The organism is Paenibacillus rhizoplanae, assembly GCF_042684125.1.
GTDB classification, from domain to species: Bacteria; Bacillota; Bacilli; order Paenibacillales; family Paenibacillaceae; genus Paenibacillus_AQ; species Paenibacillus_AQ rhizoplanae.
In genome coordinates this window covers 122,830-139,226 of the sequence record NZ_JBHUKY010000032.1, presented here as the reverse complement: position 1 = coordinate 139,226, position 16,397 = coordinate 122,830, and the positions used below count along the sequence as shown (strand labels likewise).

Sequence of the window (16,397 nt, the reverse complement as noted above, 5' to 3'; positions counted from 1 at the left end):
TCATTGTACCGTTTTCGTTGTTCACCCATGGCAACACACCTCCGTGATCCTTATTATCCCTCCGTCCGTTAAGTGGCGTCTACTATCTATTCTAAACCCACAGAAGACGCTAATGAGGCTGTCGGGCATAATTACAGGCTTCGAAGCCTGAATTAACGGCTCCTGAGTCCGCAACGATCCACAAAACGCCGATTTCAGCAAAATAAGGTCCTCTGAGTCCGTAACGCCCACTACTCCCCGCTGCCCGCCGCCTCACGCGGCTGGCGCATCGTCAAGCTGACGCGGCCCTTCTTCACATCCACGCCCAGCACCCATACGGTGACATTGTCGCCGACGGAGACCACGTCCATCGGGTGCTTCACATAGCTACCGCTAAGCTGGGAGATATGGACCAGCCCGTCGTTCTTGATCCCGATATCGACGAAGGCGCCGAAGTCGATTACGTTGCGCACCGTGCCCTGCATCTCCATGCCGGGCAGCAGGTCCTCCATCTTCAGCACATCCTTGCGGAAGATGGGCAGCGGCAGCTCCTCACGCGGGTCGCGGCCCGGACGCTGAAGACTCTCCAGGATGTCGCGCAGCGTAGGCACGCCCACCTCCAGCTTCACCGCCAGCTCTTCCGCATCCTGAGCGCTTAGCTGCTCTGCAACCTCCTTGCTGCCGAGCTGCTTCACATCCAGCCCCAGCTCGCGGAACAACTTATCCACCACCGCGTAGGATTCCGGGTGGATCGGCGTGCGGTCCAGCGTATTGTCCCCTCCGGGGATACGCAGGAAGCCGATGCACTGCTCGTAGGATTTCGCGCCCAGGCGCGGCACCTTCTGCAGTGCCTTGCGCGTAGTGAACTTGCCGTTCTCCTCGCGGAACTTCACAATATTCTTGGCAATCGTCGTATTCACTCCTGCCACATAGGAGAGCAGCGAGGCCGAAGCGGTATTCACGTCGACGCCGACGTGGTTAACCGCCGACTCTACGACGCCCCTCAGGCTCTCTTCGAGATGCTTCTGCGACACATCATGCTGGTACTGCCCGACACCGATGGCCTTCGGATCAATCTTGACCAGCTCCGCGAGCGGGTCCTGCACGCGGCGGGCGATGGAGGCGGCGCTGCGCTCCGCCACATCCAGATCCGGGAACTCCTCCTGCGCCAGCTTGGAGGCCGAATACACACTGGCCCCTGCCTCGTTAACGATCAGGTAGGCCAAGTCAGGGTCGCCGACCTCGGCAATCACCTCGGCCGTGAACTGCTCCGTCTCCCGCGAGCCGGTGCCGTTGCCGATGACGATGAGCTGGATGCCATATTTGGCGATCAGCTCCTTGAACTTGGCCGCCGCCTCTTTCTTCTTGTTGTTCGGCGGCGTCGGATAAGTGACCGCTACCTCCAGCAGCTTGCCGGTATCGTCCACTACGGCCAGCTTGCAGCCGGTGCGGTAAGCCGGGTCGACACCAAGTACATGTCGTCCCTTCACCGGCGGCTGCAGCAGCAGGCTGCGCAGATTTCCGGAGAAGATGGAAATCGCTTGCGTCTCCCCCTTTTCCGTCATCTCCCCGCGCACCTCGCGCTCGACGGAAGGGGCCAGCAGCCGTTTGTACGCATCCTCGGTCACCGCTTCGAGCAGCTCCTTGACCGGGGAAGGCCCCTTCACCAGCTTGCGGATAATGAACGCATGGATCTTGTCGGCCACAACCTCAATGCCGACCTTCAGCACATTCTCCCGCTCCCCTCGATTGATGGCGAGAATACGGTGCGGCGGCATTTTGTGCACAGGCTCCCGGTACGAATAATAATTCTCGTATACACTCTCCTGCTGGGCATCCTTGGCCTCGGAGACCAGAATCCCCTGACTCGCTGTATACTGGCGCACCCACGAACGGATGGCCGGATCATCGGCAATATTCTCGGCAATGATATCCATCGCCCCTTGCAGCGCCAGCTCGGCACTATCTACACCTTTGTCTGCATCAATATACTTAGCGGCCTCTTCCAGCGGAACCCCCTGCCGGCGCTGCTCCATCACCCAATCCGCCAGCGGTTCCAGTCCCCGTTCCTTGGCGACACTGGCCCGTGTCTTGCGCTTCTGCTTGAACGGACGGTACAGGTCCTCCACTTCCTGCAGCTTCACAGCTTTCATGATACTAGCCTGCAGCTCAGGAGTAAGCTTGCCCTGCTCCTCGATGCTGCGGATCACATCCTTCTTGCGGTCACCGAGGTTACGCAGATATCCGAGCCGTTCTTCGACATCGCGGAGGACATTCTCGTCCAGCTCCCCGGTCATTTCCTTGCGGTATCTGGCAATGAACGGAATGGTGTTGCCCTCATCTAGCAGCCCCACCGTAGTTCTTACCTGCTTCAGACTGATGCTCAGCTCCTTCGCAATAGCTGCAAGTATCAATTCCTGCTCCTGACGGGCAGCAGCATCCTCTGCCGCCTTCGCCGCCTGATTTGTATCAACGCTCAAGTAGATCCCTCTTTCTATACACAGTCTGAGTTCATAGCTCTCTACTGAAATATTATCACAGTTTGCCGCCGGACCAAAGTCCGACACCACCAGGCAGGCATACGGAATCCCGCAGCAGGCAAGTGGACAAACGTATCTTAATTCGCCGATTTCTGAGAAATATGCTTGAACAAGTGGATAAACAACATCTGCTATGGAACGTTTCCCCTATTTCGGCTGAAAAGAGATTATTTAAATGCCTTTTATCCACCTGCTGTCCCAGCAGCGTTCAATCGTTCATCAGCAAGTGGAAGAAATCCAGCTATTCTCAACCCCTAAGTTCTATATAAAATACGGCTACGCCGCCCCTTCCGGGATGACATAGCCGTATTCTTATTTTATAGGAATCTTTATCTTATTGGCATGTAAAGTGGTCCGAATCCCTCTCCCAATGTTACCGTACCACCGGAATCCCCTTGCTTCTTCTCCGTCTGCCATAGCTCACTGACAACAGGAAGCTGAGGAACATGACCAGCGCAGCCGCCGCATAAGGGAAATTGAGATTCATATCGAACAGGATGCCCGCCACAATCGGGCCGGCAATGTTGCCAAGGCTCGTATAAGCGGAATTCATTCCCATTACAAGGCCCTGCTGCGATTCATCTGCCATCTTGGAGAGCTGTGTCCCGACAGCGGGGCGAAGGATATCCATGGCGAGGAATACAACAAAGGTCACAGATACAATCGCCACGAAGCCATGCACGAACAGCGTCAACAGGATCGACAGGCCCGAGACCAGCAGACAGGCGGAAATGACCCGGCTCTCCCCGAACTTGTTCAGAATCCAGCTGAATGCGGTAACCTGTACCACAGCCCCGGCAATCGAGCCAAACGTCAGGACAAACGCAATATCCTTGGGCGTGAACCCGAATTTGTGATCCACAAACAATCCGAATACCGTTTCATAGTTGGCCAGCCCGAAAGACAGTACGAATACAATAATAAGTCCGAAAAAGTAAGGCTCACGATAAGAGCGTACGAGCTGGAGAATTAGATTATCCTTATTTCCCTTCTGGTCTCTGGCTTCTTCACGCAGCTCCGCCGAACGCGATTCCGGCAGGACGATTAACGTAATGACGGCCACGAGCCCGGCAGCACCCGCAGCAACAAAGAATGGAACGCGGATGCCCAGCTCGGCCAGATAGCCGCCGATTCCCGGCCCGATGATGAAGCCCGTGGTAATGGCCGCATTGATGAAGCCCATACCCTTCGCCCGCTCCTCCGAGGAGGTGGTGTCCGCCACATAAGCCATAACAGCAGGCATAATCATCGCTGCACCGATACCGCCAAGCATTCTCGAGACGAACAGCACCCATGATGCGTTAGCCAGACCGAACAGAAGCTCCGAGAACGCAAACACCACCAGACCGCCGACAATGATTTTTTTGCGGCCCATTTTGTCCGAGAGTCTTCCGGCGAAGGGCGAGACCAACAGCTGAGTCAGCGAGAATGCGGCCACCAGCAGCCCGACCATACTCCCGCCGATACCCAGTTCATTCATATAGGTAGGCATAATAGGGACAACCAGACCGATCCCCGTGAACGCCAAAAAGATATTCAGCATGAGAAGCAGCATCGCTCCCCGGTTCCTTAACAGTAATGACATTGTGATTCCCTCCGAATTTCCTAGGTTCATCTATCTATATCTATCTGTATCTGTTGATTAACGTTCCCCGGCGCGTATCCCCTGCAGCAGGATCTGAATGGCTGCACGGTAGTATGCCCTGATCTCCTCCGGGGTATTGGCGATGGTTGTAATCTCATTGACCCGTCCGATTCCTTCCAGCATCCCGCTGAGTGTGATTACACAGCTCTCCAGATTTATGTTGTTCAGGTACCCGGAATCCATTCCCTCCTGCAGCAGCTCACGGCAGACCCGTGCAACCAGCTCATATATCTGCGAGAGACGCTGGCGGATATCGTCCGGAAGTGTGCGGGATCTGGCGTATTCCTCCAGTGCGTGAATCAGCGGATTCTGAAAATCATTCGCATAATGATCACCCAGCGCGAACAGGCGGGCTTCCGTTCCGCTGAGCTTGCTCTGCAGCTCCTCCCACTCACAGATCCATTTCTGTGTATCCTCTTCCACTACATGCAGGAACAACTCATCCTTGCTGGGAAAATGGTGATATAAACTGCCCTTGCTGACCTTCGCAGCCAGGCAGACCTCATTCATGCTTACTGCTCCGTAGCCCTTTTGCGCGAATAGACTGGAAGCATTGTGCAGAATACGGCTTTTGGTTTCTTCTCCATCTGAACGTCCTCTGATCATTACCCCTCCTCTAGACCGACCGATCGGTCCAATTATATCACGCAGATATAACCTTACACAACCCCGGCTGAAATATACACAGCAGCACCCGTAATAGATGGTTATCCATCAGCCCGTCTATCACTTTCTGTATATCCATACACGCAAGTGGAAACGGCATTGCCGTCCTTTTTAAAGGACGGTACCGTTTCAGCGAGAAAGATAAGGATAATTATAGCGCGAAGCATATAAATTCTTATCTTTTTAAATAACCCCACAAAGTGGGGCTTTGCTTCGATGTTTACTCAGGTACTTTGCGGGGGCCCCAAAATATATAAATTCTTATCTTATTAAAAAAGGCAGCACCGGGATTCATCCGGCCTGCCTTTTGTTACGATTATTGATGTTACATCCCTATGAATAGGTTCAGAAATCAATCAGCCCCAGGCTGATTTGCAGCGAATCATCCACCAGCTTCATGGTCTCGTCGTCCAGGTGGGTGATTTTATCTGTTAAGCGTTGCTTGTCAATGGTACGAACCTGCTCCAGCAGAATCACGGAATCCCGGTCAAAGCCATGAGCAGCTGCATCAATCTCCACATGCGTCGGCAGCTTGGCCTTCTGGATCTGGGCAGTGATAGCTGCCACAATCACAGTCGGGCTGAAGCGATTGCCAATATCGTTCTGAATAATCAGTACCGGCCTTACTCCACCTTGCTCAGAACCCACAACCGGTGAAAGGTCGGCAAAAAAAACGTCGCCGCGTTTAACAATCAATAGTTACACCCCGCTTACTAAGCGGCCAAGAGTACTGTCTGCATCTTCCTCTGCGAGAAAGGCCTCGCATGCCATGGTCAAATTAATCTTAGCCATTTCCATATAGCCCCGCTGCATGGACTCGCGGATGGTACGCTTCCTCCGATCGCTCAAGTACAGCTTCATGGCCTGCCTGATCAATTCACTACGGTTAGAGTTCTCCAGTTGAACGATCCCATCTACTTCCTGCAAGAGATGATCGGGCAAGCTGATCATGATTCTTTTGGTGTTCTGCAAATTGGCCACCTTCTCTTCCACCCCCACAAACCTTCTGCCCTTGTGTTCCAGTGTTACAATATACAAGGAATTTTATACAAGGAATATATGCCGCCAGTATATCAAGTATGCTGCATCCCATTATAAACTAGAAATGGCGGTTCGTATAGACTATAAGTCACAAGCTCTATACGGTACGTTCCTTATATTCAGTTCCTGTACTAGGTATCTGGTCAGGGTATTAGGCTTGCAGCAAGGGATTGACGAGGTTGGGTAAGGTACCTTGGCGTACATACACTCGCGGTACCCGGTGAGCCAGCATACAGATTACTTCGTAGTGGATCGTCCCTAAATGGAGCGCCAGTTCATCTGCCGTGATCGACTCGGTGCCCTGGCGGCCGATGAGTACAACCTCTTCGCCTGCTTTGATTTGTTCCGCTTCTAGAGCGAAAGATTTGAGTGATACCATACACTGGTCCATGCAGATCGTTCCGACGACAGGAACACGGCGTCCGCGTATTAGCACCTCCGCTTTGCCTGTTAGCATGCGGGAATATCCGTCAGCGTACCCCACGGGGAGCGTAGCGATAACCTCATCGCCTGCCGTGAAGTACCGGGTGCCGTAGCTGATGCCTGAGTCAGGCGGCAGGGTTTTGACATATCCAGCCTGCGTCTTCAGCGTCATTACCGGGTGTAGAGCCACCAGCTCGCGGTTCACCTCAGCCGAGGGGTAGAATCCGTACAAGCTTATGCCTACACGCACCATGTTAATGGATAGTAGAGGTGTATCAATGGCCGTAGCGCTATTGCCCGTATGTATGATCGGGATGGTAATGTCCATGTCCCGAAGCGCTTCCGCCACGCTCATGAAACGTCGGTGCTGCATTAGTGTATAGCTTTTGTTGTGTTCGTCTGCTCTGGCAAAATGGGTGAACATGCCCTCCAGCTCCGCCTGTGCCACCGCATGCACCTCAGCGATGAATGCAGGCGCATCCTCCGGCAATAATCCCAGTCTGCCCATTCCGCTGTCAATCTTGATGTGTACCTTCAGCCGGTGCTCCTTCGCTACAGGAAGGGCGCTAACCGCTTCCAGTACCTCCGGTGTGAACAGTGTAACGGTAATGTTGTTCTCCCAGGCTACAGCAATGCCTTCCGCTGGAGTATAGCCCAACACCAGGATAGGAAGTAGTATTCCCGCCTGACGCAGCTCCAATGCCTCATCCAAAAAAGCAACACTGACGTAGTCCGCTCCAAGCCGCTCCAGCTCCCGCGTCACTTCCACTGCTCCATGTCCATACGCATTTCCTTTGACGCATCCCATGAACTTGGTCTCCTGCGGCAATACGCCGCGAAAAGCTTCGTAGTTGGCACGCAAATCATCCAGGTTAATCTCGGCTGCTGTCGGCCGATAGCTTGCCTTCACTTCAGGTCACCTTCTTACATTGTAGTAAAACATCTCTGCCTTATTCGCACAGATCAGAAGTCTTACTGCCAATGGTAATGCTCGTGAAGGCCGCTGTCAATGTGAGCAGGGTGTAGACAAAAAACGGATACCGCGGGTAGAGGAATGATTCCCACCTTGCGCAGTATCCGCCCACTGATTTTTATTTACCCGATTGTTCCTCCATAGAAGCGGCTATTTGCATCATTTCCGTAACTGGCAGATTTGCGCTTGTAATCCGGTACTCTACACCCTCGCTCATCCAGGTCAGCGTCTGCTGCTCATCCCCGCTAAGCAGGCCGGCCGTGAAGCCCAGATCGACCAGTGTTCCGGGAGCCAGCGACACCGCACGGTCCAGCGGACGGGCTTCCATAATCGTATACTGGTAGACGCCGTCATAGCGGATCAGCACCGCATGGTCCTTGCTGCCTTCAATCTTGTTCGTGTCCTTCAGCTTCACACCGGCCGGAATGTAAGCCGGCTCAATGATTCCGAAGTCGCCCAGCTCGGCCGTAACTGGCTCACCGGCCTGTTCACCATCTTCAGAGACCACCGGATTGCCTTCTTGATCCACTTCCGCCATCGTGTTCTCGGAAGGGCTGCCGGCCGCCATATTCTTCTGCATATCGAAGGAATCTGCTGTGAATTCCGGATCGAACTTGAAGCTGTCGAAGGTCACATTCACCACAACCTTGGCTTCGGAATCCGATACCTGCACCTGCTTCGGCTCATAGGTCTTTTTGTTCAGCCAGATCTTCTGGCGGACCAGCGCGCTGCTCTGATAGTTGGCAGCGACCTCGAACACATAATTATCTCCGTCCTCCACGAACTGCCGGTTATTGTCTTTGACAATTCCCTTCAGCAGCGTCTGGTACAGATACACCTGACCCTGGCTGTCCGGCCAGTCGCTCTGGAAGCGGAAGCTTTTGCCGAGGCTCGGGGTCAGGACGAATACGCCCTCATCATTGCGCAGCACAATCTGCTTCACATCCTTCTGGACGTTCGACAGGCTGATCCGGTAATACGAAGGGTTCTTATACCATACCTCCACCTTGTAATCCTGCGGCTGCTCCCCGGTGTACAAGGTCATTGTGCCTGAGCCCTGATAAGCTCCCTGCTTGCTCTCCAGCTTGTCAGACACTTGATTCAAATCCTTGACCACAGAGGCGGCATCCTTCTTCCCGCACCCCGCCAATACTAAGGCCACGCTCATAATGATCGCGAGTACCCATGTTATCCGGCGCATGACATCATCCCCTTAACCTGTTTTGAATGCATTGATTAGTACATGTCTATGAAGGACTTGGCCTCAATATGCAGACGGGCATGACAAGCATGAAGAATAGTAGAGACGCTTTTACAAAAAGGCACCAGCCCGCAATCCCTGCCATGCTCCGGGATTGCAGTCTGGTGCTCTGATTCATCCTATGCCTGTTTTATGCCTCGTACCTGTTCCCTTATCCGCTACTTAGCGGCTTACCAGTTAATCGACTCTGCGATCTTCAGGACCTCAGCCCGGTCCAGGCCGCGGGTGCTGAGGCCGTACATCACGCCGTTCGCTTCCCAGTCCAGACTTCTGCCACCGACCAGAGCTGCATCGGTTCCCTTGAGCTTCACCTGCTCCACCTTGTCGTCCGTTGACAAAACAAATGCATTCTCTTCATTAGCCAGGCGCAGCTGCATCCAGATCCGCTTATTCTTATCCTTGCTGCCAAAGAACAGCTCAACAACCTGCCCGCTTACGCCCTCCTCATCCTTATAGAACTCTCCGTGGTCAAAGACAAAGCCCTCAGGCAGGTATTCCGGCAGCTTCACCTTGAAAAGGGCGTATTGATCCAGCTCCGCTGCCTCCTTGACGGTAAACTTCTGCTCTGACGCTTCCTTGTCAAGCTGCTCCTGCTCACTCTTCGTAATGGGCTTATCCCCGTCGAAGCGTACGATGGCCTCCCCGGCTGCATTGAAGATGGCCTTCGGCATAGCTTCAAAGGAAGTGACCGGGTTCCCGTCCTGATCGAAGATCTGGCCCTTCAACGCCTCTGGAAACACGGGCGTAGCGCTGCCATCCATCTGAGCGACCTCAATGTGACCCAGATTAACCGATTTCAACACCCGCTCCAGCATTTCCTGTGCAAACGAGGGTCTGACAAAAGACACGCTCACCACGGCTGCCACCAGCAGGGAAGCTGCAATCATCACCGGACGTCTGATCCGTTGGTTGTTCTTCATACTATCATCCTCCTGTTGTCTCTGAATGGAGCGGCTTCTCACCTGGCGGAGAACCGCCGCCGGATCGGACTCCCTGGAGAAGTCCTGACTGGCCAGATAACGCCCTAGCTCCTGAATCTCCTGCTCCGTAAAATCCGGCTGCACCGCCTTCTTCTTCCTCATAGCTCTTCCACACTCCCTATTTCGGATTTCAATTTTCGCATGCTGCGATAGAGAATGACTCCGACATTGCTCTCCGAGATTCCGGTAATCCGGGCAATCTCCGTATTCTTCAGATCCGCCCCGAACTTCAGGGCGATGAGGTTACGTTCCTTCGGGCTGAGCGTATCCAGCGCCACCTGCAGCCTATCGCTGCGCTCTCTGCCGAGGATGAGCGTCTCCGGCTCTTTTTTGCCAGACACCAGCTCCCGGATACTGTCCAGTGAGAAGAAGCGCTGCCGCGCGCGGCTCCGGTAATAATCATTCACAACGTTGCGGGCAATGGCGAACAGCCACACCTCAAGCGGCGCTTTCTCCGGGGAGTAACCGGGCAGCTTGGACAGCGTCTTCTCGAACACCTGGCTGGCCAGATCCTCTGCGGTGTAACGGCAGTTCACCCGGTAGGCGATATAGTTGAATATCCGTTTATAATAGGCTTCAAAAACTGCTGCAAACTCAAGCTCTGTCTCTATATGAGCAGGAACTCTATCATGTATCAAAGGCAGCAATGCGCGCTCTTGCATCCTTGTGGCACTCCTTTCCAGGAAGATTCTACTTGGCCAAGTAACTTACATGAGCTAATACGCTCTATCTATCGAATCCATTACATATGCAGGCACAAAAAAAGACAGAGGATCGAAGCTCCCCTGCCTACTGTAGTTTTTTTAGGAATTACTGGCTATGCGGATTATTGCTGAACGCGGCAAGGCTCCTTTTCTCAAGCGTGCTCCTTCTTCCCGGTCAAAAAGTAGATCAGCGCCAGCACTGGCAATGCCAGCCCGATTAGGGTTGTCAGACTCCAGCCGCCGTAAGCGTAGGCCCAGCCCCCGAGTGATGATCCTACGGCACCTCCAATGAAGAAAATCGCCATGAACAAGCCGTTCAGCCGCCCCCGGGTCTCATTGCCCAGTGAATAGATCGCCCGCTGCCCCAGCACCAGATTACCGGACACGCTCATATCGAGCAGAATGGCCGTCAGCACCAGCAGGCCTAGTGTAAAATTGGAGGTATCCCGCAGCAGGTAGGCCAGGATAAAGGAGAGAACGGCCAGTGAAATGCCTAGACCGGTCAATAACCGGGTCCAGCCTTTGTCAGCCAATCTGCCCGCAATCGGCGCGGCTACGGCTCCGCCCACACCAGCCAGAGCAAACAGGGCGATTCCTTGCTGGGACAGATGATACTCACTGGACAGGTGCAGTGGAACGGTCGTCCAGAACAAGCTGAAGGCGCCGAATAGGCTGGCCTGGTATAAGGCGCGGCGCCGCAGCACCGGCGTCTGCATGAGCAATTTACCCAGAGAGCGGAGCAATTGTCCGTAACTCAGGCCAGGAGCGGGCTTCCGTGCGGGCAGAATACGGGACAGGAGCAGCGTCAGTAGTGCAGTAACGACAGCCGAGACTATGAAGATGGACTGCCAGCCCCAGAGTCCGGCCATGAAGCTGGCGACCGGGCGGGCGAACATAATGCCCAGCAGCAGCCCGCTCATCACATTGCCGACGACGCGGCCGCGATCTTCCTCTGTGGCCAGATAAGAGGCATACGGCACCAGGACCTGCGCTGCTACCGAGCCCAGCCCGATCAGCAAGGAGGCGGCCAGGAACAGCGGTGCATTCGGTGCCAGGACGGACAGCGCCAGGGCGGCCACAACCAGAACCAGCGACATCACAGTCAGCCGCCGGTTCTCGATAATATCACTGAGCGGGACAATGAACAGCAGTCCGGCAACATAACCGATTTGCGTCAGGGTAACGATTAATCCGGTCGCTCCGGCCGACAGATGAATGGCCTGCCCGATGGGCCCAACCAGCGTCTGGGTAAAATAGAGATTCGCCACGATCAGTCCGCAGGATACGGCCAGCAGAAATGTGATCCAGCCGGGGACAGCCTTTGCGGCTTCAGGGGAATCTGCTTGTTGTTGCATCGGAACGTAAGCCTTCATTTGAAACTCCACCTTCCATTTTTTAAATACTGAACATCCAGTTCATTAATTGCTATGACCAAATAATATACTAAACGTTCAGTATTGTAAATAGGCAGTTTTATGGTATACTCCAATTATAGTTGAACTAACACTGTCAGGAGGAATCACCATGGAGAAAAAAAGAGGCCGCCCGCGCAATACCGAGGCCAAGAACGCTATTCTGAACGCTTCATATGAATTATTGCTGGAGACGGGCTTCGGCGCAGTTACCGTGGAGAAGATTGCGGAGCAGGCCCAGGTCAGTAAGGCAACGATTTATAAATGGTGGCCGAATAAGGCGGCCGTGGTCATGGACGGATATCTGTACGCTGCTAACGCCAGACTGCCGATACCCGATACCGGTTCCGCCAAAGAGGACATTCTGATTCATGCGGGAACGCTCGCACGGTTCCTCACCAGCCGGGAAGGTAAAGTCATTACCGAGCTGATCGGTGAAGGTCAATCCGATACCGGACTGGCAGAGGCGTACCGGAGCAGATATTTCGGCCCGCGCCGCCAGGAGGCCTGGAAGCTGTTCGAACGGGGGATTGCCAAGGGGGAACTGAAGCAGGGACTCGATATCGGGAACTGTATCGACTTGATCTATGGCCCTATTTTTTACCGGCTGCTGCTTACCGGGGGTGAACTGAGCGAAGACTCCGTCAGAGCGCTGGTGTTACTTGCCCTTCAGGCGCTTGAAGCTTGAGGTTTCTGCAAGTCTTCTATTAGGATATGGCAAATTGCATTTGTCCAGGCACAATGCAGTATGGGCAGTATAAGCTAGGGCTGTAACAGGCTTGACTTATCTTTGTTAACAGAACGTGACCCGCAGGCGGAGTTTTTCATTTATAATACAAGAGATTGGAATTTCCAGACTCCGGAGGTTATCTTATGAAAAAATTAATTACCGCTGCCGCTATTGCCCTGCTCCTCGCAGGCCATGCGGCGGGTTCATCCATAGATGTTGCCCATTCTGCTGCTGCTCCTCTATCCCTTGTTGTGGACGGACAAGCCGTTCTCCCCGGGGCTCCCCCCTTCCACTCAGGCGGCACATTATACGTACCTGCCCGCGCGCTGCTGGAGTACTTCCCGATAGAGCTGCAATGGAATAATACCCTCAAGCAACTAACCCTGTCCACAAGCTGGGACAAGACGATTCTTACGCCCGGTAGCGCTTCCATGAAAGTGACTTATACGCAAACGGATGGCGGATATCAAGAGGAGCTGGACTCTCCTGTATTACTGAAGGCAGGCCATGTATATATCGCGGCAGTTGCTTTGGACTCTCTTACAGGAGCTGTTACAGAGCTGAATCCGGGAGGAAGCCGGGTTAATATTACCCCGGGCAGTCTTAGCACAACCGTTAGAGTACCCGCTGCCCCCCTTGCCGTTGCAGAGAATAATCCCAAGGTGAAACTGTACGCCGCGCTCAAGGACGGCGATACCTACAAAGGATTCATCCTTGATGTGAACGGGAAAAAGCAACGCTTCAACTGGAACGTATCCAGAGACTACTCGCACCCGCCTCAGCTCTTCTATGCCGATGTAGATTCGGACGGCAAACCGGAAGCCACGGTTGTGTTCACCCTGGGAACCGGAACCTCGCTGGTTGCACAGGAGGTTCATGTGGTTAAGCCGGAACAATGGAAGGAAATATCGGTGCCTGCTGCGGACAAAGCGGCCTCTGCTGTAGTATCCTCCAGTATTTCGCTGGATAAGGATGATGTCCTGCTGAAGCTTGAGCTTACAGGACCCAAGCCGTCCAAGGTGACGCTCAGACTCCCGGACCGTGCTGAGGACGGCCTGAAGTATTTCGGCAGCAAAGCGGCTATTGGCGCAGTAACCTACTACTCAGTAGAGAATAACAAGTTGCTCGCAGATACCAGCTTAATGGTCGGCATGACCGAGAGTGTCGGTACCCTGAAGCTGGAATATAACGCAGGCAAGACGGGAATGGAGCTGGGATCTATTGCTTTTGAGCCGGACGAACGGGGTGAAGCCATTGTGGAGAAATAATCCGTTGCCGGAAGGAGAGACTTGCAAATGATTGATGCCCATATTCATCTAGACCAATATGAGGATCACGTATTGTCCTCCCTGCTGGAGGGACTGCCGGCGCAGGGCATAGAGTCGCTGATCGCGGTCTCCATGAACCTCGCCTCCAGCAAGCGTACCCGGGAGCTCGCAGCCAGCTATCCCGGCCTGGTGAAGCCGGCTTACGGCTTCCATCCAGAGCAGGCGCTCCCTGCGGAGGAAGAGCTGAATGCGCTGCTGAAATGGATTACAGACCATGCGGACAATATGGTCGCTATTGGTGAAATCGGCCTTCCCTACTACTCCCGGGCCGAAGCTGCTGCACGCGGTGAGGGCTGGGAGATGGAACCCTATCTCGGGCTGCTCGACAGACTTCTTGGACTGGCTGCACGTTTGGGCAAGCCTGTAGTACTGCATGCCGTCTATGAGGATGCGTGGACCGTATGCGATCTGCTGGAGCAGCATGGCCTTACGCAGGCCCATTTCCACTGGTTCAAGGGCCCCGCTGCTACCGTTGACCGGATGATTAACTGCGGTTACTACATCTCCTTCACTCCCGACATCCTCTACGAACCGGAGATTCAGGAGCTGGCGCGCCGCTATCCGCCGGAGCTGGTCATGGCGGAGACAGACGGCCCCTGGCCGTTTGAAGGACCGTTCACCGGGCGCACCACCCACCCGGCTATGGTCCATGACGTTGCCGCCGCCTGGGGAGCACTGCATGGATATTCCGTTCCAGAGGCCCAGGCCCTGCTGACGGCGAATACGGTGCGTTTCTACGGGCTATAGGCCTACCGCCGAATATTCGTTTAGTTGCATTTCATACATTTCACCCCTTATCTTAAAGAGGCATCCGCCGGACCAGTACTTCATTTTCTTTGAACTCCATGACATAAATATCCGGCTTGGTCGTCTGCAATAGGAAGTCCAGATCATATTCCGGGGCAAAATAGCTCAGCATCAAGGCCATGACCAGCCCGTGGGTTCCGATGACCACCCGCTCCCCTGCATGGGTCCGCAGGATTTCCTGTAGTGCCTTCACTGCCCGTGCCTGGCACCCGCTGTTCGATTCCCCGCCCGGCAGGGCATAATCCGGGTCGGCATACATCTTTTGCAGCTCATGCAGCAGATCCTCATCCGGTAACTGCCGATTGCCTTCCATCCAGACCTTCTCCCTTAGATCCTCCATGAGGGTGATCTCCTGCCCAAGCTGGTCTGCCAAATCAGCAATCGTATCGCTTGCCCGGACATACGGGCTGCTGTACAGTGCATCTATTCCTTCATTCTGTAAGCAGGCTGTGACTCTGCGGGCATCCTCTTCGCCCTTGGGTGACAGGCCGCGCGTCCATTCATCCACCCCGGTACGGAGCGAGTCCCCATGTCTCACCATGTAGATATAAGTTGTCATACGTTCCTCCTGATCCTCTATGCAGAAATTAGTGATCCGTTAACCTTCTTAGCTACTCTCTACTGCTGGATGAGCGGCTTCCGCTGTAGACCTCGCCACCGGCCAGAGCTGCCGGCCGAACACCACACCCGTCAGACCCAGGAGCAGCTGCAGTAAGCCAATGTTGACAAAAATACGGGCCGGACCTGCATATTGCACAAGCAGACCACCCAGCAAAGGTGCCACAATGAGTACCGTGCTGAGGACTGTGTTCTGAATGCCGAAGATACGGCCGGTCATGTGCGGCGGGGTTTCTTTTTGCAGACAGTAATTGAAGGTAATCATGAATACCCCGTTGCCGATCCCCAGCACAAACCCGATCAGCAGCACCCAAATCATAGATGCCCCCGGCTGAAGCAGACCCAGCGCCGCAATTGATCCGCCGATCAGCACATACCCAGATCCCAGCTTCCAGCCATAACCTTCTTCCAATTTCAGCTTGTTCAGGATTAGGATGATGAGCACAGCTCCCGCTCCGGTAGCGGCTACCATCCAGCCGAGCAGTGATTCCCGGTCTGGTGCGAACACCCGGAACAGGCTGGTGAATTGAAAGTCAACGACCTGAATGACCAGCGACCCGGCAAGCCCGAACAACATCGTATTCAGCAGCAGCCGGCTGCGGAGCATGAAGCTCCAGCCTTCCCGCCACATGGTGCGGAGCGGTATCTTGTTGTCCAGCGCTTCTGGCTGTTTGCTGTCTTCTTCCTCCGTATGGATATTTTTTACGGACAGCAGCAGCAGATAAGAACAGCCGCGCAGCAAGGCATTGAGCAGGATGCACCACTGCGGCGTAAGGAAGGCGAGCGCCAGACCTCCGAGCAGCGGACCGGCGATTTTGGAGCCTTGGTTGACCAGCCCGTTCAGCGAGGAGGCCTGCAGCAGTTGATCTTCCCGAACCAGGCTGCGGGTCAAGGACTGCTGGGCGGGCATATTCAGTGTGGACAGCGCTGAGCGCAGTGCCAGCAGCGGCAGCAGCCAGATCATACTCGGAGCGAACAGCACCAGTAGCGTTATCAGCGCCGTCAGAAGATCGCAGATGCGCATCAGCTTCAGCTTGTTCAGCCGGTCGGCGGCTACCCCGGCAATCGAGCCAAGCAGTATACTCGGCAGCGCCAGCGCTACCGGAATGAGCGCCAGCATCAGCGGCCCGGCCTGCCAGCGGTAACCGACCAGCACCTGAATCGCCAGTGCATCGAACCAGTCGCCGAAGCTCGCCGTGGCAAAAGCGCTGTACACCCGCATATACGTTTTGTTATGAAGCAGGCTGTTTCCCTGCTTGGTTGACTGTTCCATCTGACACTCCTCCAGGT

Annotated in this window: 16 protein-coding genes; 4 read left to right on the top strand and 12 right to left on the bottom strand. The window is 54.5% G+C overall.

Annotated features, from left to right (window positions below; translation table 11 throughout):
• Positions 1-230 precede the first annotated feature (230 nt).
• Positions 231-2,393 (bottom strand): Tex family protein, encoded by a 2,163-nt coding sequence (locus ACFSX3_RS18820; protein WP_209993380.1) that lies wholly within the window; start codon positions 2,391-2,393, stop codon positions 231-233.
• A 301-nt stretch (positions 2,394-2,694) separates the two neighbouring features.
• Between ACFSX3_RS18820 and ACFSX3_RS18815 the strand changes: the two genes are divergently transcribed.
• Positions 2,695-2,823: a hypothetical protein gene (locus tag ACFSX3_RS18815; protein WP_379313130.1), complete on the top strand. Its 129-nt coding sequence runs from the start codon at positions 2,695-2,697 to the stop codon at positions 2,821-2,823.
• A gap of 69 nt (positions 2,824-2,892) precedes the next feature.
• On the opposite strand, the gene ACFSX3_RS18810 is transcribed toward ACFSX3_RS18815, so the two are convergent.
• The 9 genes from ACFSX3_RS18810 to ACFSX3_RS18770 form a co-directional block, all read right to left on the bottom strand.
• The gene (locus ACFSX3_RS18810; RefSeq protein ID WP_209993371.1) at positions 2,893-4,104 is read right to left on the bottom strand and encodes an MFS transporter; all 1,212 of its coding nucleotides are present in this window, start codon (positions 4,102-4,104) and stop codon (positions 2,893-2,895) included.
• A 57-nt stretch (positions 4,105-4,161) separates the two neighbouring features.
• A complete protein-coding gene (locus tag ACFSX3_RS18805; RefSeq protein WP_209993370.1) occupies positions 4,162-4,770 on the bottom strand; it encodes a TetR/AcrR family transcriptional regulator in 609 nt (202 codons plus the stop codon).
• 405 nt (positions 4,771-5,175) lie between these two features.
• Positions 5,176-5,526, bottom strand: a complete 351-nt coding sequence (locus ACFSX3_RS18800) for a type II toxin-antitoxin system PemK/MazF family toxin (RefSeq protein WP_036697332.1) — start codon at positions 5,524-5,526, stop codon at positions 5,176-5,178.
• A gap of 3 nt (positions 5,527-5,529) precedes the next feature.
• Positions 5,530-5,811, bottom strand: coding sequence for a CopG family ribbon-helix-helix protein (locus tag ACFSX3_RS18795; RefSeq protein ID WP_036697455.1), 282 nt, complete (start codon positions 5,809-5,811; stop codon positions 5,530-5,532).
• Positions 5,812-6,022: 211 nt separating this feature from the next.
• Positions 6,023-7,204 carry an alanine racemase gene (gene alr / locus ACFSX3_RS18790; protein ID WP_209993369.1) on the bottom strand — a complete coding sequence of 394 codons (1,182 nt, stop codon included), beginning with the start codon at positions 7,202-7,204 and terminating at the stop codon, positions 6,023-6,025.
• Between the two features lie 181 nt (positions 7,205-7,385).
• Complete coding sequence (locus tag ACFSX3_RS18785) at positions 7,386-8,468, bottom strand: LolA family protein (RefSeq protein ID WP_209993368.1); 1,083 nt, start codon at positions 8,466-8,468, stop codon at positions 7,386-7,388.
• Between the two features lie 230 nt (positions 8,469-8,698).
• On the bottom strand, positions 8,699-9,610 hold the full coding sequence (locus tag ACFSX3_RS18780; protein ID WP_209993367.1) for a DUF4367 domain-containing protein: 912 nt from the start codon (positions 9,608-9,610) through the stop codon (positions 8,699-8,701).
• On the bottom strand, positions 9,607-10,170 hold the full coding sequence (locus tag ACFSX3_RS18775; protein WP_209993366.1) for a sigma-70 family RNA polymerase sigma factor: 564 nt from the start codon (positions 10,168-10,170) through the stop codon (positions 9,607-9,609). The genes ACFSX3_RS18780 and ACFSX3_RS18775 overlap by 4 nt, the downstream gene beginning before the upstream one ends.
• A 194-nt stretch (positions 10,171-10,364) precedes the next feature.
• Positions 10,365-11,567, bottom strand: a complete 1,203-nt coding sequence (locus ACFSX3_RS18770) for an MFS transporter (protein WP_209993365.1) — start codon at positions 11,565-11,567, stop codon at positions 10,365-10,367.
• A gap of 169 nt (positions 11,568-11,736) precedes the next feature.
• Between ACFSX3_RS18770 and ACFSX3_RS18765 the strand changes: the two genes are divergently transcribed.
• From ACFSX3_RS18765 to ACFSX3_RS18755, 3 genes are all read left to right on the top strand, one after another.
• A complete protein-coding gene (locus ACFSX3_RS18765; protein ID WP_209993364.1) occupies positions 11,737-12,312 on the top strand; it encodes a TetR/AcrR family transcriptional regulator in 576 nt (191 codons plus the stop codon).
• 185 nt (positions 12,313-12,497) lie between these two features.
• The gene (locus tag ACFSX3_RS18760) at positions 12,498-13,622 is read left to right on the top strand and encodes a stalk domain-containing protein (protein ID WP_209993363.1); all 1,125 of its coding nucleotides are present in this window, start codon (positions 12,498-12,500) and stop codon (positions 13,620-13,622) included.
• Positions 13,623-13,649: 27 nt separating this feature from the next.
• Positions 13,650-14,429: a TatD family hydrolase gene (locus ACFSX3_RS18755; RefSeq protein WP_209993362.1), complete on the top strand. Its 780-nt coding sequence runs from the start codon at positions 13,650-13,652 to the stop codon at positions 14,427-14,429.
• A gap of 52 nt (positions 14,430-14,481) precedes the next feature.
• On the opposite strand, the gene ACFSX3_RS18750 is transcribed toward ACFSX3_RS18755, so the two are convergent.
• Together ACFSX3_RS18750 and ACFSX3_RS18745 are read right to left on the bottom strand one after the other, a co-directional pair.
• The gene (locus tag ACFSX3_RS18750) at positions 14,482-15,048 is read right to left on the bottom strand and encodes a histidine phosphatase family protein (protein ID WP_209993361.1); all 567 of its coding nucleotides are present in this window, start codon (positions 15,046-15,048) and stop codon (positions 14,482-14,484) included.
• Positions 15,049-15,096: 48 nt separating this feature from the next.
• On the bottom strand, positions 15,097-16,380 hold the full coding sequence (locus ACFSX3_RS18745) for an MFS transporter (RefSeq protein WP_209993360.1): 1,284 nt from the start codon (positions 16,378-16,380) through the stop codon (positions 15,097-15,099).
• Positions 16,381-16,397: the final 17 nt, after the last annotated feature.